We start from the raw sequence: 20,586 nt of genomic DNA, 5'->3' as shown, positions 1-20,586 counted from the left end.
GTCAGTCCTCGTCCTGGAAGGGCGACTCGAAGAAGCCACGCGGGTGGCGGGCCGCCATCTTGCGCCAGGCGACGATGGAGTAGTCCATGTCGCACAGCACTTCGTTGTTCCAGCCGTCGAACCTGGTGTAGTGCTCCTCGGTGGCCTCGCGGGCGAAGACGTCGCTGTTGTTGAAGCCCTCGAGCGCCAGCGGCAGCATGAAGTTGTCGTACTTGAAGTTGAACTCGGCGATGTCCTCGTCGGTGGTCGCCCGCGTCGCGATGATCTCCCAGTACTCGTGGTGGTGGTCGTCGATCGGGACGTAGAACTCGTACTGGACGACGTCCGTGATCGGCCAGTGCTCCACCATGAGGACACCCGGAACCCACAGCGAGGTGCGGAAGTAGTGCGGCACCGTGCCGCGCGCCTTCATGTTGACCTTGGGGTTGTCGAGAACCGGCTTGTAGAGGTCCGGGCGGTCGTACCGGTTCATGACGCCCTTCGGCCCGTCCGGGATGTCGATCTCCTCGGTGGCCGAATCCGTGAGGGCGTTGACGCCGAGCGGCAGCGCCCGGTCGAGCGCGACCAGGATCTGGTTGTCCCAGTGGACGAGCAGGTGTCCCGGGTCGAGGCCGTTCTCGGCGGCGAGGCGCCAGTTGCCGACCAGCTTGCGGTGGATGCCGCGGATCACGATGCCCTCGTCCTGCAGGTGCGGAACCGGATTGTCGTTGGGGTCGTTGGTGACTCGCGCCGGCAGGTCACTGCTGAGCGGCGGCGGGGTGCCGTAGTCCTCCTCGCCGACGAAGACATAGATGATGCCGTTGACCTCTTCGACGGGGTACGTGCGGATGCCGGCCTTGCCGATCAGCGAATCGTCGGGATTGCCGACGATCGTGGTGAGGCTGCCGTCTTCGAGGCCGTACGTGAATCCGTGGTACCAGCACGTGATGGTGCCCTCCGACAGGCACATCGGCTTGGCGGACAGCTTCACGCCGCGGTGCATGCAGCGGTCCGAGATCGCGTACGCCTTGCCGGCCGAACGACGGACGGCGATGTCGTGGCCGCCGATCGTGATGCCCTTGACGGTGCCGTCCTCGAGCTCGTCGGACAGCAGCGCGGGGTACCAGTGGTTGGCGTAGCCCCAGTCGGCCTTGACGTAGGGCGCGTACTGCCGGGTGACCCCGGCGGACGATCCGCTGTGGGAAGTAGTGGTCATCGAGACCTCCGTGTGGTCTGGGATGGGGGTGTGGCTGTCAGGTGCGTAGATCTGCGCCGGATGTGCAGTGGCCCGGGCTGGGGCCGCACGTTCTGAGAAGTCGAAACACTCGCGGTGTTGCGAGTCACAGTATCAGTTGTCCGTGGAGTGTCAATAGAAATTTTATGAATGATCTATAAATCAGTTCAATGTTTGCCTTCATTCGCCCTGATACCGTTGCACCCCAGCGCGTATCGTTTTCCGATGCCGCGCCGCCAGGTCCACGCCGAGAGAACAGCGACGGAGAACATGAGCAGCACCGACCCCACGTCACCCGGAAGGCCCGAGTCGCTGGCGCCGGGACGGCACTGGCATCTCGCGGAGAACTCCTATGAGGAGGCGCTGACGGCGTTCGAGTTCGCAGTCCTCCAGGTGGAGGGCGGATTCCAACGGTTCGCGACGCAGGCAATCCGCGTCGCCGCCGACCTCGACCTGGCATTCAACGAGGTCGTCGCGCTGCACGTGGTGCGCATGCAGGAGCGATCGAAGGACACCGCGACGATCGCCCAGCTGACCAACCGGGACGACCTGCCGAACCTCCAGTACAACCTGCGCAAGCTGGTGAGCATGGGTCTACTGGAACGGACGAAGTCCGGGACGTCGTCCGTGTTCACCGTCACCGCGAAGGGTCGCGAGATCACCGACAGGTACGCGCAACTGCGGCGCCAGACGCTCGTCTCCAACCTCGAGGAACTGAGCGACATCACCACCAAGATGCACCACGCGGTGCGGTCGATGCAGGTCCTCACCGGGCTCTACGAGGCGGCCAGTCGCGAGCTCGCCACCATCAACACCGCGGTGCTGTTCGAGCCCCTGCCCGACGACGAGCCCGAGAAGGAACGCGCCGAGGACGCCCGGCCGAAGACCACCGGCAAGAACCGCTCGCGGAGCAAGCGCACGCAGTCCTGACGGTCGGTCCGATCAGGACAGGAAACGCTCGATCGAGTCGCGCACGACCAGCGCCTTCTCCCCGTACACCTGGTAGAGATCCGGGGTCAGCCGAGAGGCGGGACCGGAGACGCTGAAGCAGCCGCGCACAGCCCCGCCCCGCCCACGCAGGGCGACGGCCACCGCAGCGATCCCGTCGTGCAGCCCCTGGTCGGTCACCGCGTATCCGCGGCTGCGGATCTCCGCGATCTCCCGACGAAGCGCCGCCGGGTCGGTCACGGTGCGATCGGTCAGCGGAGCTAGCTCGGCCGTCAGGATCTCCTCGACCTGGGCGTCCGGGAGCGACGCGAGGTACGCCTTGCCCGTGGACGCCGCGTGCAGGGGCAACCGGGTGCCCAACGGGAGAAATGCCCGCAACTGGTGCGCGCTGTCGAGGCGCTCGATCAGCACCAGCTCACTGCCGTCCGGAACCGCCAGGTGGACGGTCTCGCCGGTGTCGGCCTGCAACCGGCTCAGCTCGGGAAGCGCCACGTCGCGCAGATCGTCGCCGGCCGACATCGCACTGCCCAGGCTGAAGGCCCGACCGGTGATCACCCAGCGTCCACCGTCGCCCGTCGCGGGACGCAACCAGCCGGCGTCCGCGAGGGTCTTGAGGCATCGCTGGACCGTGCTCTTGGGGACGTCGAGGCGCTTGCTCAGCTCCGACAGCCCGACGGGCTGTGCGGCCGCGACCTCCTCGAAGACCCGGAGCGCGGTGAGAACACTGTTCATTCAAGACCTTTCACACACGTCGGTTGACGGCGGGCATCGCGCGCTATACGTTAGCCGGACCACAATGTAGCACGTCGGTCCGCAATGCGGACCGGACGTGATTCGACACCGTCCGGTAGGGACTTCGAGAAAGGACCCTCCACCGATGACCACCCTGATGCCTCGACCGCTGCTGGCCTCGCTCGCCGATTCCGGCAACGGCGGCGAGGATCGCCACGCCGTCCGCGTCGGAGACGAGGCGCTCACCAGGTCCGAACTGATCGCAGCGGCGGCAGCCGTGGCCGACGAGATCACCGGCGCCACAAGCGTTGCCATCGACGCGACGGCGAGCATCGAGACGGTGATCGCGGCAACCGGATGCCTGATGGCGGGGGTGCCGGCGGTCCCGGTGCCACCGGATTCGGGTCCGGCCGAACGGAACCACATCCTGAAGGACTCGGGCGCACAGCTCTGGCTCGGCGCCTACCGGGAGGACGTCACCCTCCCCTCCGTCCTGGTCGATTCACGGGCACGATCGGGATCGACGCACCGCGAGCCCGCTCCCGGCTCCGCGGCCATGATCATGTACACCTCCGGAACCACCGGGGCCCCGAAGGGCGTCGTGCTCTCCCGCTCGGCCGTGGCAGCGGGCCTCGACGGACTCGCGGACGCGTGGAACTGGGGCCCCGACGACACCCTCGTCCACGGGCTTCCGCTGTTCCATGTGCACGGACTCATCCTCGGCGTCGTGGGCGCGCTCCGGCACGGCTCCCCCCTCGTGCACACCGTCCGGCCGACGCCGGAATCGTATGCGGCAGCGGATGGTTCGTTGTACTTCGGCGTCCCCACCGTGTGGTCCCGGGTGTGCGCCGACGAGGCGGTCGCCCGCGCGCTCGGCTCCGCACGGCTGCTCGTCTCGGGCAGCGCTCCCCTGCCGGTGCCCGTCTTCGAGCGCATGCGGACCCTCACCGGCTCGGCTCCGATCGAACGCTACGGAATGAGCGAGACCGTCATCACGCTCAGCACCCGGTTCGACGGCGAGCGCCGACCCGGCTGGGTGGGGCTGCCGCTCCGCGGAGTGGCGACCCGGCTGCGGGACCAGGCCGGCAACCCGGTGCCGCACGACGGAGAAACACTCGGACAGTTGGAGATCGCGGGCCCGACCCTCTTCGACGGGTACCTGGGCAACTTCGAGAAGACCGCCGAATCGATGACCGCCGACGGATGGTTCAAGACCGGCGACATCGCCGTCGTCGACGAGCAGGGCTTCCACCGCATAGTCGGGCGCGAGTCGATCGACATGATCAAGTCGGGCGGCTACCGGATCGGTGCCGGCGAGGTGGAGCAGGCCCTGCTGAACCACCCCGACGTCCGGGAGGCCGCGGTCGTCGGCGTGCCCGACGACGATCTGGGGCAGCGGATCGTCGCCTACGTGGTCGGCGACTGCCACGATCACCGTGAACTCTCGAACTTCGTCGCCCGAACCCTGTCGATCCACAAACGTCCCCGCGAGATCCGCGACGTGGACGTCCTGCCCCGCAACGCGATGGGCAAGGTCCAGAAGAAGCTCCTCGTCGAGGACTACCGGGCGGGAAGGTGAGTACGCCCGTAGATCCGGGCCGGATCCGCATCACGATCGAGCAGTGCGTCGCAGTCGTCACGATCGATCATCTGCGCCGCTACAACGCCCTCACCGGAAAGATGCTCGAGGAGTTGACGACCGGGCTCGCGCGGCTGGCCGACGATCCTGCCGTGGACGTGGTGGTGGTGACCGGCTCCGGACCGCACTTCTGCGCCGGTATGGACATCCGAGAACTGCGCTCGGCGCGGAAGTCCGGTGTCCGGATGGAGGATCGGGTCACCGACGCCGAGGAGGCACTCGCCGCGTTCCCCAAACCGACGGTCGCGGCCATCTCCGGATACTGCATCGGCGGCGGCGCGCAGCTGGCGCTCGCGTGCGACATCCGGGTGGCCGCCGAGAACGCCGAGTTCGCAGTGACACCGGCGAAGCTCGGCGTGATCTACCCGGCCCGGACGATCACGCGACTGGTCCGCACCCTCGGGCCCGCCACCGCGAAACACCTCGTGCTCACCGGTGACCGGATGGACGCCGAGACCGCGCTGCGGGTGGGCCTCGTCGCGGAGGTCGTACCCGAGGACCACCTGCACACCCGCGCGTCGGTCCTCGCGGAGACGATCGCCTCGAGGTCCTCGATCACCCAGCGGGCCGCGAAGCAGATGATCGACGCAACCGCGCGAGGCGGGATCGACGACGAGCTCGAGCGGTACTGGACCGGCGCCCCCAACCCGGATCTGCAGATCGGCCTCGACGCGTTTCTCGCCGGTACGCAGCCGAGGTTCACGGGGTCGGGCCCACGCACCGCCCGCCGGTGATCGGTCCGTCCTCGCGCGCTGGAACGCGTCCTGTCAATCGGCGGTCGGCGCGCTCACCCGCGCCGCCAGGCCGCCGATCTCGACGACGTCGCCGTCGCGCAACTGGCGGCCGCGTCGCTCCTCGACCTCGCCGTTGACGCTCACGAGGCCGTCGGCGATGACGCCCTTGGCCTCGGCACCCGATTCGATGAGGTTCGCGAGTTTGAGGAACTGACCCAGCCGGATCGACTCGTCACGGATCGGCACTTCGTCCACAGCGTCAGACATGACTCCATCTTCCTCCTTCCCCCCAAACGGCCGTTGAACGCCTCACACTGGAGTCAGACACGATTCCCCGACGGAGAGGACGTCGATGGCCACGAGCACCGGAACCCCGGTCGACGCGGCGGACAAGCGGGAAGAACGCGGAACACCGGTCGCACCGAAACGTGGGCGCCTCTCCGAGGTCCCGCACATCGCGGGGTTGATTCTCGGTGTGTACTCCGTGCTGGTCTTTCTGTGGAGCCTGTCGCCCGCGCTGCGGTACCTCGTCCACACCCCGCGGGTGTACGTCGACAGCTACTACTTCGACGCCCCCGACACCAGCCTGTCGTGGGCGGTGGTCCTGGGACTGGTGGCCGCGGCGCTGGCGAGCCGCAAACGCATCGCCTGGTGGCTGCTGACGGTCTACATGGTGCTGTTCGCGATCGTCAACGCGCTCGAGGCGTCGATCGACAAGAACGCCAGCGCCGCGGCGGCCTGCGTGGTCCATCTCGTGGTCGTGGGGATCCTCATCGCGTCCCGCAAGGAGTTCTACACCCACGTCCGACGCGGCGCGGGCTGGAAGGCACTCGGCGTCCTGGTCGCCGGACTCGCCGTCGGCACCCTGCTCGGCTGGGGTCTGGTCGAGATGTTCCCCGGCACGCTACCCAAGAATGAGCGGTTCCTGTGGGCGCTCAACCGCGTGACGGCCCTGTCCGTGGTCGAGAACGAGCAGTTCGACGGGCATCCGCACGCGTTCGTGAACACACTTCTGGGTCTGTTCGGCGCGCTCGCGCTGCTGGCCGCGGTGATCGTGCTGTTCCGGTCGCAGCGGGCGTCGAACGCGTTGACCGGAAACGACGAGTCCGCCCTGCGCGGACTGCTCGACGGCTTCGGCGGCGGCGACTCGCTCGGCTACTTCGCGACCCGCCGCGACAAGGCGGTCGTGTTCGCGCCCAGTGGCAAGGCCGCGGTGACGTATCGCGTCGAACTCGGCGTGTGCCTCGCCAGCGGTGACCCGATCGGCAACCCGGAGGCGTGGCCGCACGCCGTGGACGCCTGGCTCGCGCTCTGCTCGCAGTACGGGTGGGCGCCCGCGGTGATGGGCGCGAGCGAGGCCGGCGCCACCGCATACAAGCGCGGCGGCCTGTCGGTGCTGCAACTCGGCGACGAGGCGATCCTCGAGACCCGCGACTTCACGCTGAACGGGCGCGAGATGCGGCAGGTGCGGCAGGCCGTCCACCGGGTACGCAAGCAGGGTGTCACCGCCCGGATCCGCCGCCACCGCGACATTGCGCCGCAGGAGATGGCCGACGTCGTCTCGCGCGCCGACAACTGGCGGGACACCGAGACCGAACGCGGATTCTCGATGGCGCTCGGCCGACTCGGCGACCCGCTCGACGGCGACTGCCTGCTGGTCGAGGCGATCGGGGAGGACGGGGGCGTGCTCGGGATGCTCTCCCTCGTGCCCTGGGGACCCAACGGTGTCTCGCTGGACCTGATGCGTCGGAACCCGCACGCCCCCAACGGCGTCGTCGAGTTCATGGTCACCGAACTCGCGGCCCGCGCCGACGAGTTCGGTGTCGTCCGGGTCTCGCTGAACTTCGCGGTGTTCCGGTCCACCTTCGAGGAGGGCGCGCGCATCGGCGCCGGCCCGATCCTGCGGTTGTGGCGGTCGATGCTGCTGTTCTTCTCCCGCTGGTGGCAACTCGAGGCGCTGTACCGCTCCAACGTGAAGTATCTGCCCGAATGGGCGCCGCGCTACCTGTGCTTCGACGACAACCGGCACCTGCCCCGCGTGGGCATCGCGTCCGCCGTCGCCGAAGGCTTCCTGACCCTCCCCACCTTCGGGCGCCGGACGCAGCCGTCCGCGCACACGGGCACGCGCGCCGCGGTGCCGGAGGCGCTGGCCCACTCGGGAATCCTCCACGCCGACGGCAGCGCACCCGACGTCGTCACCGCCTGCGAGACCGCCGCCGGGGTGGCGGCGATGGCACCGGAGCCGTCGGGGCCGCGCCGACCCGAGCAGGTGCGGGTGCGCATGGACAAGCTCGCGCGCCTGACCCGCGAGGGCGTCGACGCCTACCCGGTCGCCTATCCCCCGACCCACACGGTCGCCGCCGCGGCCGCGTCCCCCGAGGGCACGCGCGTGCGAATCGCGGGACGACTGTTGCGGATCCGCACGTACGGCGGTGTCGCGTTCGCGGTGCTGCGGGACTGGTCCGGCGACATCCAGGTGCTCATCGAGCGCACCACCGTGGGCGACCGACTCGACGAGTTCGCCACCGACTTCGACCTGGGCGATCTCATGGAGGTCAGCGGCACCATCGGCCGCAGCCGCAAGGGCGAGCTGTCGCTGCTGGCGACGGACTGGCGGATGAACGGCAAGTGCCTGCACCCGCTGCCGGACAAGTGGAAGGGCCTCACCGACGCCGAGACGAAGGTCCGCCAGCGCTACGTCGACCTGGCGATCAGCCCGGAATCGCGCCGACTGCTGGCCGCGCGCACCGCGATCGTGAAGTCGCTGCGCGACACGCTTTCCGGCCGCGACTACCTCGAGGTGGAGACGCCGATCCTGCAGCGCATCCACGGCGGCGCCAACGCGGCCCCGTTCGTCACCCACATCAACGCGTACGACCTGGACCTGTACCTGCGCATCGCGCCGGAACTGTTCCTCAAGCGGCTGTGCGTGGCGGGCATGGAGAAGGTGTTCGAGATCGGGCGCGTGTTCCGCAACGAGGGCGTCGACTTCAAGCACAACCCCGAGTTCACGATCCTCGAGGCGTACGAGGCGCACAGCGACTACGAGCGCATGATGGTGGTGTGCCGCGAGCTGATCCAGAACGCGGCCGTCGCCGCGCACGGCAGCCAGACGATCATGCGGCCCGGACCGGACGGCGACCTCGTCCCCGTCGACATCTCCGGCGAGTGGCCCGTCAAGACGATGCACGGGGCGATCGCCGAGAAGCTCGGCGTCGAGGTCACGCCCGAGACGCCGCTCGAGGATCTGCGGAAGCTGTGCGACGCCAACGACATCGAGTACAACAAGTCCTGGGATGCCGGTGCCGTCGCACAGGAACTGTACGAGCACCTCGTCGAGGGGCAGACCGAGTTCCCGACCTTCTACACCAACTTCCCGACGTCGATGTCGCCGCTGACCCGACCGCACCCGACGATTCCCGGCGTCGCCGCGAAGTGGGACCTGGTGGCGTGGGGCATGGAACTGGGCACCGCCTACAGCGAGCTGACGGACCCGATCGACCAGCGTCGCCGGCTCACCGAGCAGTCGCTGCTCGCGGCCGGCGGCGATGCCGAGGCGATGGAACTCGACGAGGACTTCCTGCAGGCCCTCGAGCACGCGATGCCGCCCACCGGCGGTCTCGGGATGGGCGTCGACCGCGTCGTCATGCTCATCACCGGCGGCAGCATCCGGGAGTCTCTCGCCTTCCCGTTCGCCAAGCCGCGCAGCGGACAGTCCTGAGGGCGCCGTGTCGGTGACGATGACGGCAACGGCGACGGTGCGGCGCTACGTGCTCGCCGGACTGCTGATCGCGGGTGCGGTGCTGTACTCCTCGTGGGTGCTGGCATTCGTCCTGAACCCGAGCGGAAACCCGTTCGAGGGCTTCGCGAGTCAGCTCGCGGCCACCGACCAGGAGCACGGGATCCTCTACCGCAGCGGCGATCTGCTGACCGGGATCGCGCTGACGGTCGCCGCCGTGCTGGGGCTGACGATCACGCCGCGGCGCTTCCTCACCACCGTCGGCTGGGCCGCGCTGGGCGTGTTCGCGGTCGGCACCATCGCCGATTCCCGTCTGCCGCTGCGCTGTTCGAAGCCCGCCTGCGAGGCCGCGCAGGTGCCGCTCACCCACCAGTGGCACGCCCTCACCAGCACCGTGTCGGTGACGGCCGCAGTGGTGTCGGCGGTCGCGTTCATCGTCGCGATCTTCGTCTACCGCGCGCCGCGGGCCATGTGGTGGTCCGGTCTCGCCGTGGTGGTGCTGTTCCTGATCGGGACGCTGTGGATGCTGGTCGGCGTCGACGACCCGTCCGGCAGCCACGCCTGGCTCGGCTTCGCGCAGCGCGTCGAACTGCTGTCGATGAGCGGGTGGATGGTGCTCGTCGCCGCGACGGTGTTGAACGACCGCACCTGGAGGGACCTGCACGGCGTCACGACCGGTTCCACGTGAAACGCGAGAGAGGGTGGCACCAGCCACCCTCTCGTATGCGTAGTTCGTGATCAGGCGAGGGGGCGCAGCGGGTGGATCCCGGGGGCCGCGGCGAGGTGTGCACCGAAGGTGCCGGCCGCCTCGCGCAGGTGCGGCGACTTCATGTGCGCGTCGAGCGCATGCTGGTCGGTCCACACCTCGACGGTGACGAACGTGCCCGGCGCCGACGTCGACTCGTACAGGTCGTAGGACACGCAGCCGTCTTCCTTGCGGCTGGCCTCCACCAGGGTGGTGAGCGCGGCACGGACCGCGTTCTCGGACCCGGACTTGGCCGGAATGGTCGCCACGACATGCAGATTCGACATCAATTTCCTCTTCTGTGAGCGCCGACACAGTGTGCGGCCTCCCGACCGTACCCTGGTCAGTGCCGTATTTGCCGCAGATACGCATGTGCCCGTTCGGAACTCCAGCCGAACACCTCGCGAAGTCCCGTCTCCATCGTGGCGAGGTACGCGGCCGACGGCTCGGTGCGGACGATGTCGCCGCGGCCGACGCCGGACGTGAACGTCCGCATCGGCGCACCGTCGCGGACACCGACCTCGAGGACCCGGTCGTAGCAGGGCGGCTCCTGCGCGAGGATGTCGTCGAACTGCGCACCGGTCACGAGGTACCCGCACGCGGCGGTGTCGCCGGGCAGGTCGGGGTCGTAGAACGCCCGTCCCCCACCCCACACCAGGGATTCGCCCGCGAAGTAGACCGTGCCGGGCAGTCGGACGGCGACCCGGTCCGCCGGCCCGCGCGGATCCCGCGCCCCGACATACGTGCGTCCGCCACCGTCCGGGCACCCGCCGCGCAGGTAGCAGTCCAGCCGGGCCCGGGACATGTTCGATCCGTAACTCACGTACCAGACCTGCACAATTCCGACCCTACGCGCGCCCCCATCGGATACAGTTTTGTATCGAATGGGTTCCGGTGACCGGAAAGCGGGGATGACCAGTGCAGACGTCCGACCTGACGACCGCCGCGCCGCGCCCCAAGCGGGTCACCAAGCGCCGCGCCGAGACCCGCCAGCGCCTGCTCGACGCCGCGGGCGAGGTGTTCGCCGAGGAGGGCTTCGGCCGCTCCACCGTCGAGCACGTGTGCGAGCGCGCGGGCTACACGCGCGGCGCCTTCTACTCGAACTTCACCTCGCTCGACGAGTTGTTCCTCGCGATGTGGGAACAGCGCTCGGCCCTCATGCTCGACGGCATCCGCACCGCCCTCGCCGACGCCGCCGCCCGGCCAGCGTCGCTGACGCTCGAGACGGCCGTCGAGCGGGTCCTCGCGGCGATCCCCGTCGACGACGCCTGGTACCGGATCACCGCGGAGTTCACCGCCCACGCCCTCCGCAACCCCGTCCTCAAACGGGTCATGGCCGCCCGTGAGGACGCCATCCTGCACACGATCATGCCGATCGTCGAGGACGCCCTCGCCACCGCGGGACGACACGTCACCGACCGCGAGGCGCTCGGCCGGGCGCTGGTCGCGATCCACGACGGCACTGCCGTGCAGGTCCTGATGGAACCCGAGAACGAGGCGGTCCGGCAGGCGCGCCAGCGCCTGTTCGTCACCGTCGTCAGCAGTTACAGCAGCACCGATACGGACAGGAGATAGGCCGTGGCAGAACAAGCCGACGTCATCGTCGTCGGAGCGGGACTGGCAGGTCTGGTCGCGACCCACGAACTGGTCAAGGCGGGCCGCCGGGTCCTCGTCGTCGACCAGGAGAACGTGGAGAACCTTGGCGGGCAGGCATTCTGGTCGCTCGGCGGACTGTTCCTCGTCGACAGCCCCGAACAGCGCCGCATGGGCATCAAGGACTCCCGGGAGTTGGCCCTGCAGGACTGGCTGGGCAGCGCCGGATTCGACCGCGATCGCGAGGACCACTGGCCGCGGCAGTGGGCCGAGGCGTACGTCGACTTCGCGGCCGGCGAGAAGCGCGCCTACCTCCACGACCTCGGCCTGCGCGTCATGCCGAACGTCGGGTGGGCCGAGCGCGGCGGCGGACTCGCCACCGGCCACGGAAACTCGGTGCCCCGCTTCCACATCACGTGGGGCACCGGCCCCGAGGTGGTCCGCGTGTTCCGCGAACCCGTGCTCGACGCCGCGCGCCGCGGCCAGGTCACCTTCCGCTACCGACACCAGGTGGACGAACTGATCGTCGAGAACGGCGCGGCCGTGGGCGTCCGCGGCACGGTGCTCGAACCGTCGACCGAACCGCGCGGCGTGAAGTCGTCCCGCACGCCCGCAGGAGAATTCGAACTCCGCGCGCAGGCGGTGGTGGTGACGTCCGGCGGCATCGGCGGCAATCCCGACCTCGTGAAGAAGAACTGGCCCGTGAACCGGTTGGGCCGCGCGCCCGAGCACATGATCACCGGTGTGCCCGCACACGTCGACGGCCGCATGCTCGAGATCACCGAGAACGCCGGCGGCAACATCGTCAACCGAGATCGCATGTGGCACTACACCGAGGGCATCGTCAACTGGGATCCGATCTGGCCCAACCATGCGATCCGGATCATCCCCGGCCCGTCGTCGCTGTGGCTCGACGCCACCGGCAAGCGCCTGCCGGTGCCGCTGTTCCCCGGATTCGACACCCTCGCGACCCTGAAGCACATCCTGGGCACCGGGCACGACCACACGTGGTTCGTCCTCACCCAGTCGATCATCGAGAAGGAGTTCGCGCTCTCCGGTTCCGAGCAGAACCCCGACCTCACCGGCAAGGACATGAAACTCCTGCTCGGGCGGGTGAAGAAGGGTGCGCCCGGGCCGGTGGAGGCGTTCAAGCAGCACGGCGTGGACTTCGTGGTCCGCGACAACCTGCGCGACCTCGTCGACGGCATGAACGCGATCACCCCCGACACGAAGCTGGACTACGCACAGGTCGAACGCGAGATCGTGGCCCGCGACCGCGAGATGGACAACACCTACTCCAAGGACATGCAGGTGATGGCCATCCGCAACGCGCGAACCTATCTCGCGGACAAGGCGATCCGGGTCGCCAAGCCGCACCGGCTGCTCGACCCGGCGCACGGGCCGCTGATCGCCGTGCGACTGAACCTGCTCACCCGCAAGACCCTCGGCGGCCTCGAGACCAACCTGGACTCGCAGGTGATCCGGCCCGACGGCAGCGTCTTCGACGGTCTGTACGCCGCCGGTGAGGTCGCCGGGTTCGGCGGCGGCGGCGTCCACGGCTACAACGCACTCGAGGGCACGTTCCTCGGCGGCTGCATCTTCTCCGGTCGTGCCGCCGGGCGGGCCCTGGGCCGGAGCCTCGGATGATTCGCACCGCGCTGGTGACGGGCGCGTCGTCGGGCATCGGCCTGGAGGTGGCCCGCGAACTGGTCTCCCGCGGCTACCGGGTGCTCGGCACCACCCGCAATCCGGATGCACTGCAGCAGAGTTCGCGGGTACCCGGCGTCGAGTACGTGACACTCGACCTCACGGACCGGGCGAGCATCGAGGCGTGCGCGCGGGCCGCCGGCGACGTCGACATCCTGGTCAACAACGCCGGCGAAAGCCAGATGGGGCCGCTCGAGGAGCTGCCGCTCGACGCGATCGACCGCCTGTTCCAGGTGAACGTCCTGGGCGCGGTGCAGCTGACACAGTTGCTGCTGCCGGGGATGCGCGAGCGCGGCTACGGCCGGGTGGTGATGGTGGGCTCGATGCTCGCGAGCTTCCCACTCGCCTTCCGGTCGTCGTACGTGGCCACCAAGTGCGCGCTGAAGGGCTTCGCGTCGGCCGCCCGCCGCGAGCTGAGCCCGTTCGGCGTGTGGCTCACCACCGTCGAACCGGGGACCATCGCCACCGGGATCGGCGACCGCCGCACCCGGTACATCGCCGACGGCTCCCCGTACACCGGCGACTACACGACGGTGTCGAAAGCGATGCAGCGCAACGAGGATCGCGGCATCAAGGCATCGGCGGTCGCCGACGTGGTGGTCAAGGCCGTCGAGGCGGACAAGCCCAAGCCGCTCTACGCCGTCGGGAACATGGCGCCGCTCGTATTCACCGTCCGCCGACTCGCGCCGCGGGCATTCACCGAGAAGATGATGGCGCGCTTCCACAGGCTGCGTTGACCTCGACGGGCGTCCTGTCGAGCCCCGACGGCTCGGCAGGACGCCCGGTTACCGCGGTCTCAGCTACCGTCGGACCCGCTCGATGCGGCGGAGCCACTCGAACCGCTCGAGCCACTGGATCCACTGGAACCGCTGGATCCACTCGAGCCACTCGAACCGCTCGAGCCACTCGACCCGCTGGAACCGCTGGATCCGCTGTCGCCACCCGTCCCGTCGAGCGGATCACTGCCGCCGGTGGCCGCCGGGAACAGGAACCCGGTGGACACCGTGGTCAGCGAGGTTCCCGCATCGTTGGGGACCTTCGCCCGCCAGTTGACGATGGGGTTGAGCACGCCGAACGGGCCGCATCCCGTGGCGCCCGGCAACGCGAAGTCGGTCGCCGTGTTCTGGACGTTGCTCGCCGCCACCGTCTCCGCAGGCCACGGATCCTCGTAGACGTAGGTCGGCTGGTCATCGGCCGGATTCGACTTGTGCAGGTTGAACACCACCGGATCGGACTCGGACCCGATGTAGCACTGGTCGCCCAGGAACGGGTTGTCGATCTTCATCCGCACCGGCATGGTCATGTCGAAGTCGGTGATGATCCCGTTGAACACCGGGGGTGACACGGCCTCGACGGTCGCCGTCACCGCCGCCAGACCGAACAGGTTGTCGAAGGGCAGATCCATGCCCAGCACGCCCCCGGGGACGGTCATCGGCTTGCTGTACACACCGTTGCTGCCGTCGTCGCGCGGAATGAAGTCCACGTCGCCGAGGTTGCCGGCGATGATCATGTCGCCGTCGCCGATCGGGAGGTTGAACCCGTTGTTGGCGAAGGTCCCGCCGTTGACGACGACCGACAGGCAACCCTGGGTCAGGACGGGATCACACACCCCACCGCCGGGCACGACGTTGGTGCCCGGCGCCGCGGACGCCGCCGGGGCGAATACGGCGATCGAGGCACCGATGGCACCTCCCACCACCGCGACACGCAGGCCTGCCGGACGCCACCGACTGTTCGAATCGTTCTTCACGCGCACTCCTCAGTTACCGATACCTCGCGGTGCGCCGACACATTTGCGGGCGCACACGCGGATCACCAGCGGCGGGCGCTCGCTCGCCGCGAACCAAGCGGATGGAACTGCCACGGAACCCTGTCGCCTGTTCCGCGACACGAGAACCTGACCCGAAAGCATCTCTGCATCAATGCCTTCGAGGACAGGTTCGGCGCAATATCCACTGTTACGAGCAGTAACAGATGAGGAGGTTTATACCACGGCCGATGGCGAAGAATGGGAGATTCGCGTCTTTCGGCCGCATCGAACGCGTGGGGTCTACCGGTCGGTAGTTCAACGTGCCACACTGTTCCACCATGACGAGCACACGTGCAGTTACCGCCGTCGTCGCGGTGGCCGGAGCCCTGCTCCTCACCGCGTGCGGGAGCCAGGATCCGGATCCCGCGGTCGCGGCGCACGAGACCGCGGTCAGCTCCACACGCCCCTCGGCGACGACGGCCTCCGCGGTGCCGATCGACCGGTCGACGCCGGCGCCCGTGCCCCCGTCCGACACGTCGACTCCGGACCCGCAACCCACGACGACGGTTGCGCCGCCGCCGGTCACGAGCGAAACATCGGTCGCGAGCGCGCCACCGCCACCGCCCCCGCGTCCGCCGGCGTCGCCCTCCGGCGCACTCGACGCCCGCTCCCCCGAACAGGTCGTGGCCGATTCCGGCGAGCGGGGACGGCACTACCTCGCGGCGTTGCGGGCGGGCGGGATCCCGCCGACCGGCATGGACGCGGCGGAGGTGCTGTACGCGCAGGGAACGTGCGAGGCCCTGGCCCGCGGCGACTCCCGGGCGAGCGTGCTCGCCGAATTCGACTCCGTCGGACAGGCTTACGCGCGATTCGTGCCGATGTCTGCCGACCGGATCGCCGAGATCTACGTCTCGACCGCCGAGCGGACGTACTGCTGACCCGACGGACCCTGGATGCGACCTGCCGCGGGCGTCAGCTCACCGAGCGCAGCCAGTTCGCGAGCCACGACGTCGCGGTCGCACCCGAGGGATCGACGACATACGTCACGTAGTCCTGGTGGACCTGGGACCGGTAGAACCGGTCGAGCTTGCCGACTCGGTCCTCGTTGGCGGTGTCGGACGACTGCGCCTGCAGGGTCGGCATGCCACCGGCGGCCATGAGGTCCTGCACGATCGCCATCGCCTCCTGCACGTAGCGCCCGGTCATCGGCGCCTCGGGTGACGAAGTCTGCGCCAGGAACCCGGCCATGCGCGTGACGAAGTCGTCCTTCGGGGTGGAGCAGTAGAGGTCGCCGGCCGCGCAGAACGTGCGGGTCTGCGGGGTGACCAGGCCGAAGCCACCGATGCGCGGGCCGCCGGCGCCGTTGCCGACCACCCACGGACCGACCAGCGTGTCGGCCTCCGACCGGCGCGGATCGGAGAGGAGTCCCACCGCGGCAACGCGCGACGGCGGCACCACCCCGAGCCCGGTACCGATCTCGGCCGCGAGATCGCCGGCGGCGTCCGCGCCCTGGCTGTACCCGACGAGGGCGAAGTTCGTGTTGCCGCACCGCTGCGCGACGTCGGCGATGATTCCGCGTGCGCTGTCGACGGCCTGGCGCTTGGACGCGCCGTAGATCTCGGTCTCCCACGGGAACGCCGTCGCCGCATAGGACACGTAATCGACACCCACCGACGCGGGCAGGCCACCGGTGACGGCACCGAGCATGCCCGGACCGCGATGCGCACCCGGATCGGTCGTGGTCTCCCACGTGCCCGGGATCGCGACGACCTGCAGGTTCGGGCACGCCGGCGCGGCCTGAGCCGTGCCCACCCCCACCGCGACCGTGGAACCGAAAACAGTTACGACACATGCACCAAGCACGGCCAGCGACTTCCTCACGCGCATCAACACCGCACCCCACTCACTCGATCCAGGTGGTCACTTCCCCATGACCACGTGCCATGACGTCCCCTCCCGTGACAACGCCCGCGGGTGACGCGACACATCGATCCTGGCAGGCCATTGTGTCGAGACGGTGCACGATCGGTAAACGCACGTTACCGGAGCGGCGCCGGAATGTGGGGTCCTTCCGGCAGGCGCCGAATCGGCAAGTGTCCGTGTCGCAATCGCCCGGATTCGAACACCGGATGTTCGAAAAGGACGGTGGGCCCCCTCGATTTCCGAGAGGACCCACCGCCCTGATCAGTTCAGCCGACCGAAGCTACCTCAGCCTCCCAGGCTGCCGAACAGCCCGGACAGGCTGCCGAGGCTTCCCGAGTCCGGCCCCGGAATCGTGTCCGGATCACCGGTCACGGTGACGTTCACCGGGTTCGCTGCCGAGTCGATGAAACCGGCGTCGGCCGTGAACTCGGCGGTGACGACGAACTCACCCGGGTTCTGGAAGAACGTCGTCAACGTCGCGACGCCGTTCGCATCCACCCGCACCGGCCCGCCGAGCAGCACGTCACCGAGCTTGAACTGCACCGTGCCACGCGCGTCCGCCGGGGCGAGGCGCGCGGTGAGCGTCACCGGCGAACCCTTGGCGGTCGACGCGACCGGATCGACGGTGATCGTGGTCGCCACGTCCGCGGCAGGCGCCTCGGTGACGCTGACCGGGTACTGCAGCGAGACCGACGGCGAGACCCCGGCGGTGCCCGAGTAGCGGGCGATCACCCGATGCGTGCCGTTGGTGGTGAAGGTGTGCGGAAGCACCGCGGCCCCGTCATCCATCACCGCGGCGGTGCCGGCAGCGGTGCCGTCGACCTCGAAGGTCACCGTGCCACCGGAGACGCCCGGCTCGACCTTGGCGGTCAGGTTCACCGGCTGCTCGCGGTAGGCGTCGTGATCCGGGCCGGTGACCGACGTGGTGGTCTGGATGTCCTGCGACGTCACCGTCACCGTCTTCGATCCCGACGACTGGTTGTAGAACTCCGCGCCCAGGAACTTCGCCTCGTAGGAGTAGTCGCCGTCGGTGCCGAGGGTCTCGGTCAGCGACGCCTTGCCGTTGACCAGATCGACCGGAGCGCCGACGTTCTCGCCGTCGCGGGTGAACTGCACCTGCCCACTGTCCGGGGTGGGGGCGACCGTCGCGTTGAGGGTGAACTCACCGCCGTTGGTCACCGCGCTCGGACCGTCCAGGTAGGTGACGGTCGCGACCGCCTGCCGCTGGATCTGGATCGTCGCCAGCGGACCGGCTCCCGAGTTCAGCGGGCCGCCGGAGGTGTCACGCGGCGAGCACTGGGTGGGTGCCCAGACGGTGCCGATGATCGGCGCGTTGGCCCGGGGCAGGAACGTCAGGAAGTTGGCGTCGTTGCCGAACTGGCCGGCGTTTCCGGCCGTGCGCAGTTTCATCGAGATGTCCCCGGTCGCGCCCGCCTTGAGACGGGCCTTGACCTGCGGCAGCTGGAAGCTCGTGGTCGAGCCCGACGCGTTGGCCTTGATACCGCCCTCGGAGTTCTTCGAGGAATTGGGGCCGTTGCCGATCGTCTGGTTGTTCCCGGACAGGCGGATGATCTGCCCGTTCGGGTCCACGTTGCCCTGCTCGTTGACGACGAGCACGTTGGGCGCGACACCCGTGATGCCCGCCGAGGTACCGGCCACCACCTCGGCGCCGAGGAACTGCGCGTTCTCCGGCATCGCCACGTCGATCTTGAGCCGTGAGATGTTCGCCAGGCTCGCTCCGGAACCCAGATCGTTGGGCACCGAGATCGGCGGCGGCGAGATCGTCACCACGAACTCCTCACCGGGTGCCACCGTGGTCGGGGCGTCGACCGTCACCGACGCCGCCTGCACCTGGGTCTGCGGCCCACCTGCCAGGCTCGACGACGGCGTCGCCAGGCACGCGTTGTTGAACGGTGTCGTGGTCGTCTCCGCGGATGCGGTCGCCGCACCCAACACGCCCGCACCCGCGGCGACAGTTGCTCCCACCGCAACGGGTGCGATGAAGCGGTACAGCTTGGAACTCATCGATCCTCCTGCACTCATCTCGTCAGCCCCCCAGCGATCCGGTGAACAGCCCGCTCAGCGAGCCCAAGCTCCCCGCGTCCGTGCCCGGATTCTCCGGCGCAGCAGACACGTTCAGCACCACCGGATTCGACACGGTGTCGCGGAAGCCATTGCCGCCGAGGAACTTCGCGGTGAGCACCTGGCTGCCCTCGGAGTCGAGCGTGGTGGTGATCGACGCCTTGCCGTCCACCACGGCGACCGGAGCGCCTACCGCCTCGGTGCCCTTGTAGAACTGGACGGTGCCCAGCGCGTCGGCGGGATCGACCTCCACGGTGAGCGTGACGGTCTGACCGACCACCGACAGGCCCTGGACCTTCAGGTCGGCGGCCACCGCGGTGAGCACGGGTGCGGCCGGGGCGACCGTGGCCGTGAACGGTGCGGAGGTGGAGGTGGAGAAGCCCTCGGTGCCGGCGAACTCGGCGACCACCTGGTAGGCCCCGGCGGTGTCGAAGGTGTGCTCGAGGACCGCGACGCCGTCGGCGGTGCCCACGGCGGACGAGCCGATCGGGGTGCCGTCGACGGAGAAGGTGACGGTGCCGCCGGTCGGGATCGGGCGGACGGTCGCCATCAGGTTGGTCGGGCTGCCGGCCTCGGCGCTCACCGGTTCGACGACCACGGTGGTGGTCTGCCAGGCACCGTAGGCGACGTTGACGTGCTGGGCGGTGGCGGCCGAGTCGGCGTAGCCGAAGCCGCCGACGAAGTTTGCGGTCACCGCGAAGTCACCGGGATCGGTGAAGAGGTGGTTCAACGTGGCCTTGCCCTCGGCGTTCACCTGAACCGGGTTGCCGACATTCGCACCGTTCACCACGAACTGCACGGTGCCCGTGGCACCGGCCGGCGAGACGGTGGCCTCGAGCGGCACCGTCGTACCCGCCTCGGCCGTGGCCGGAACGGTCACGGAGGTGGTGGTCGTCGACGGGCCGACCTCGACCTGCTGTGCTCCGGACTCGGAGTCGTGGAACAGTCCCGTCGCGGTGTACTTCGCGGAGACGGAGTGGGTGCCCATCGTGTCGAAGGCGTGGGACAGCGTGGCGGTACCGCCGCTGACCGTGACCGGATCACCGATCGGGTTCGCACCCTCGAAGAACTGCACGGTGCCTGTGGCGGTGGCCGGCGAGACGGTGGCCGTGAGATCCGCCGGGCTGCCCTTGCCGATCGAGGCGGGCGCCGTCAGCGACGTCGTCGTTTCCTCGCGGGGGTCCTCGACGCGGACCCACGCGCCGGCCTGGGTGGAGCCCGACTGGGTGGAGAACGCGTAGACGTCGAACACGAAGCCGGAGTTGTAGTCGCCCGGGGTCTGAGTCTCCGGGATCTTGTAGGTGACGTCGAAGTTCACGTTGTCGAGGTAGCCCTTGGTCCCGAGAATCGGCACCGAGTTGCAGCCGCCCCCGGCACAGACCGCCTTGACGCCGGCCGCACCCTCGTTGGTGACGGTCGACTGCTTGCTGATCGTGTGCGAAAGGTATTGGAAGCCCGCGGGTGCGATCTGTCGGATCGCGGTCATGTATCGACCGATTCCGGCGGTCTTCCAGATCTTGGCGGTGTAGGTCACGGTGTCGCCCGGTCGGACGACGTTGACGCCCGGCTGGGTGGGGTTGACCGTGGCGCCGTTCACCGCCGTCAGGCTCAGATTCCACCTGAGGTTGTCGTTCGGCTGGTCGCCCGACGTTGCGGGCGGCGGATCGGCGGCCGCCGCGGTGCCGGCACCGCCGAGCATCACCGCCACGGCGGCACCGGCGGCGAGCACCGGTGTCGCGAGTCTACGAACGGTTGACGAAAGCACTGATCCTCCTCGGGTG

At 69.0% G+C, this 20,586-nt stretch carries 18 protein-coding genes; 9 read left to right on the top strand and 9 right to left on the bottom strand.

The genetic code is table 11. The features are described from left to right. Position 1: 1 nt before the first annotated feature. Positions 2-1,195, bottom strand: coding sequence for a Rieske 2Fe-2S domain-containing protein (locus EGT67_RS20335; protein ID WP_127917905.1), 1,194 nt, complete (start codon positions 1,193-1,195; stop codon positions 2-4). Between the two features lie 243 nt (positions 1,196-1,438). Between EGT67_RS20335 and EGT67_RS20330 the strand changes: the two genes are divergently transcribed. Beyond that, positions 1,439-2,143 carry a helix-turn-helix domain-containing protein gene (locus EGT67_RS20330; protein ID WP_241566138.1) on the top strand — a complete coding sequence of 235 codons (705 nt, stop codon included), beginning with the start codon at positions 1,439-1,441 and terminating at the stop codon, positions 2,141-2,143. A gap of 12 nt (positions 2,144-2,155) precedes the next feature. Here the strand turns inward: EGT67_RS20330 and EGT67_RS20325 are convergent, their stop codons facing one another. Continuing rightward, positions 2,156-2,893 (bottom strand): IclR family transcriptional regulator, encoded by a 738-nt coding sequence (locus EGT67_RS20325; protein ID WP_127917904.1) that lies wholly within the window; start codon positions 2,891-2,893, stop codon positions 2,156-2,158. Positions 2,894-3,038: 145 nt separating this feature from the next. On the opposite strand from EGT67_RS20325, the gene EGT67_RS20320 reads away from it, so the two are divergent. After that, positions 3,039-4,472 (top strand): acyl-CoA synthetase, encoded by a 1,434-nt coding sequence (locus EGT67_RS20320; protein ID WP_127917903.1) that lies wholly within the window; start codon positions 3,039-3,041, stop codon positions 4,470-4,472. Beyond that, entirely contained in the window at positions 4,469-5,266 is a 798-nt protein-coding gene (locus EGT67_RS20315) for an enoyl-CoA hydratase/isomerase family protein (RefSeq protein WP_127917902.1), read from the top strand. Before EGT67_RS20320 ends, EGT67_RS20315 begins: the two co-directional genes overlap by 4 nt. 33 nt (positions 5,267-5,299) lie before the next feature. Here EGT67_RS20315 and EGT67_RS20310 read toward each other — a convergent pair whose 3' ends face one another. Next, positions 5,300-5,533 carry an RNA-binding S4 domain-containing protein gene (locus tag EGT67_RS20310; RefSeq protein WP_127917901.1) on the bottom strand — a complete coding sequence of 78 codons (234 nt, stop codon included), beginning with the start codon at positions 5,531-5,533 and terminating at the stop codon, positions 5,300-5,302. 85 nt (positions 5,534-5,618) lie between these two features. Between EGT67_RS20310 and lysX the strand changes: the two genes are divergently transcribed. Together lysX and EGT67_RS20300 are read left to right on the top strand one after the other, a co-directional pair. Then, on the top strand, positions 5,619-8,987 hold the full coding sequence (lysX, locus tag EGT67_RS20305; RefSeq protein ID WP_127917900.1) for a bifunctional lysylphosphatidylglycerol synthetase/lysine--tRNA ligase LysX: 3,369 nt from the start codon (positions 5,619-5,621) through the stop codon (positions 8,985-8,987). 19 nt (positions 8,988-9,006) lie between these two features. After that, positions 9,007-9,693 carry a DUF998 domain-containing protein gene (locus tag EGT67_RS20300; RefSeq protein ID WP_241566153.1) on the top strand — a complete coding sequence of 229 codons (687 nt, stop codon included), beginning with the start codon at positions 9,007-9,009 and terminating at the stop codon, positions 9,691-9,693. A gap of 50 nt (positions 9,694-9,743) precedes the next feature. Here EGT67_RS20300 and EGT67_RS20295 read toward each other — a convergent pair whose 3' ends face one another. Both EGT67_RS20295 and EGT67_RS20290 read right to left on the bottom strand, forming a co-directional pair. After that, positions 9,744-10,037 carry a putative quinol monooxygenase gene (locus EGT67_RS20295; protein WP_127917898.1) on the bottom strand — a complete coding sequence of 98 codons (294 nt, stop codon included), beginning with the start codon at positions 10,035-10,037 and terminating at the stop codon, positions 9,744-9,746. Positions 10,038-10,093: 56 nt separating this feature from the next. Then, entirely contained in the window at positions 10,094-10,573 is a 480-nt protein-coding gene (locus tag EGT67_RS20290; protein ID WP_241566137.1) for a hypothetical protein, read from the bottom strand. A 95-nt stretch (positions 10,574-10,668) separates the two neighbouring features. Here EGT67_RS20290 and EGT67_RS20285 point away from each other — a divergent pair, with 95 nt between their 5' ends. Genes EGT67_RS20285 through EGT67_RS20275 form a run of 3 tightly spaced genes read left to right on the top strand, consistent with a single transcriptional unit; the run spans position 10,669 to position 13,787 of the window. Then, the gene (locus tag EGT67_RS20285; RefSeq protein ID WP_127917896.1) at positions 10,669-11,325 is read left to right on the top strand and encodes a TetR/AcrR family transcriptional regulator; all 657 of its coding nucleotides are present in this window, start codon (positions 10,669-10,671) and stop codon (positions 11,323-11,325) included. 3 nt (positions 11,326-11,328) lie between these two features. Next, positions 11,329-12,990, top strand: coding sequence for an FAD-binding dehydrogenase (locus EGT67_RS20280; RefSeq protein WP_127917895.1), 1,662 nt, complete (start codon positions 11,329-11,331; stop codon positions 12,988-12,990). Beyond that, positions 12,987-13,787, top strand: a complete 801-nt coding sequence (locus EGT67_RS20275) for an SDR family oxidoreductase (protein WP_127917894.1) — start codon at positions 12,987-12,989, stop codon at positions 13,785-13,787. The genes EGT67_RS20280 and EGT67_RS20275 overlap by 4 nt, the downstream gene beginning before the upstream one ends. Before the next feature lie 59 nt (positions 13,788-13,846). On the opposite strand, the gene EGT67_RS20270 is transcribed toward EGT67_RS20275, so the two are convergent. Then, positions 13,847-14,800: a hypothetical protein gene (locus tag EGT67_RS20270; RefSeq protein ID WP_127917893.1), complete on the bottom strand. Its 954-nt coding sequence runs from the start codon at positions 14,798-14,800 to the stop codon at positions 13,847-13,849. 338 nt (positions 14,801-15,138) lie between these two features. Between EGT67_RS20270 and EGT67_RS20265 the strand changes: the two genes are divergently transcribed. Then, entirely contained in the window at positions 15,139-15,738 is a 600-nt protein-coding gene (locus EGT67_RS20265) for a DUF732 domain-containing protein (protein ID WP_127917892.1), read from the top strand. 34 nt (positions 15,739-15,772) lie between these two features. Here EGT67_RS20265 and EGT67_RS20260 read toward each other — a convergent pair whose 3' ends face one another. The 3 genes from EGT67_RS20260 to EGT67_RS20250 form a co-directional block, all read right to left on the bottom strand. Further along, a complete protein-coding gene (locus tag EGT67_RS20260; protein WP_127917891.1) occupies positions 15,773-16,687 on the bottom strand; it encodes a cutinase family protein in 915 nt (304 codons plus the stop codon). Positions 16,688-17,008: 321 nt separating this feature from the next. Then, positions 17,009-18,748 (bottom strand): Ig-like domain-containing protein, encoded by a 1,740-nt coding sequence (locus tag EGT67_RS20255; protein ID WP_127917890.1) that lies wholly within the window; start codon positions 18,746-18,748, stop codon positions 17,009-17,011. A 22-nt stretch (positions 18,749-18,770) separates the two neighbouring features. Then, positions 18,771-20,570, bottom strand: a complete 1,800-nt coding sequence (locus EGT67_RS20250; protein WP_241566136.1) for an Ig-like domain-containing protein — start codon at positions 20,568-20,570, stop codon at positions 18,771-18,773. Between the last annotated feature and the right edge of the window lie 16 nt (positions 20,571-20,586).

The organism is Prescottella agglutinans (assembly GCF_004011865.1).
Taxonomy (GTDB): domain Bacteria; phylum Actinomycetota; class Actinomycetes; order Mycobacteriales; family Mycobacteriaceae; genus Prescottella; species Prescottella agglutinans.
The sequence above is the reverse complement of the archived record's forward strand: the minus strand, read 5'-3'. Positions and strand labels throughout refer to the sequence as shown.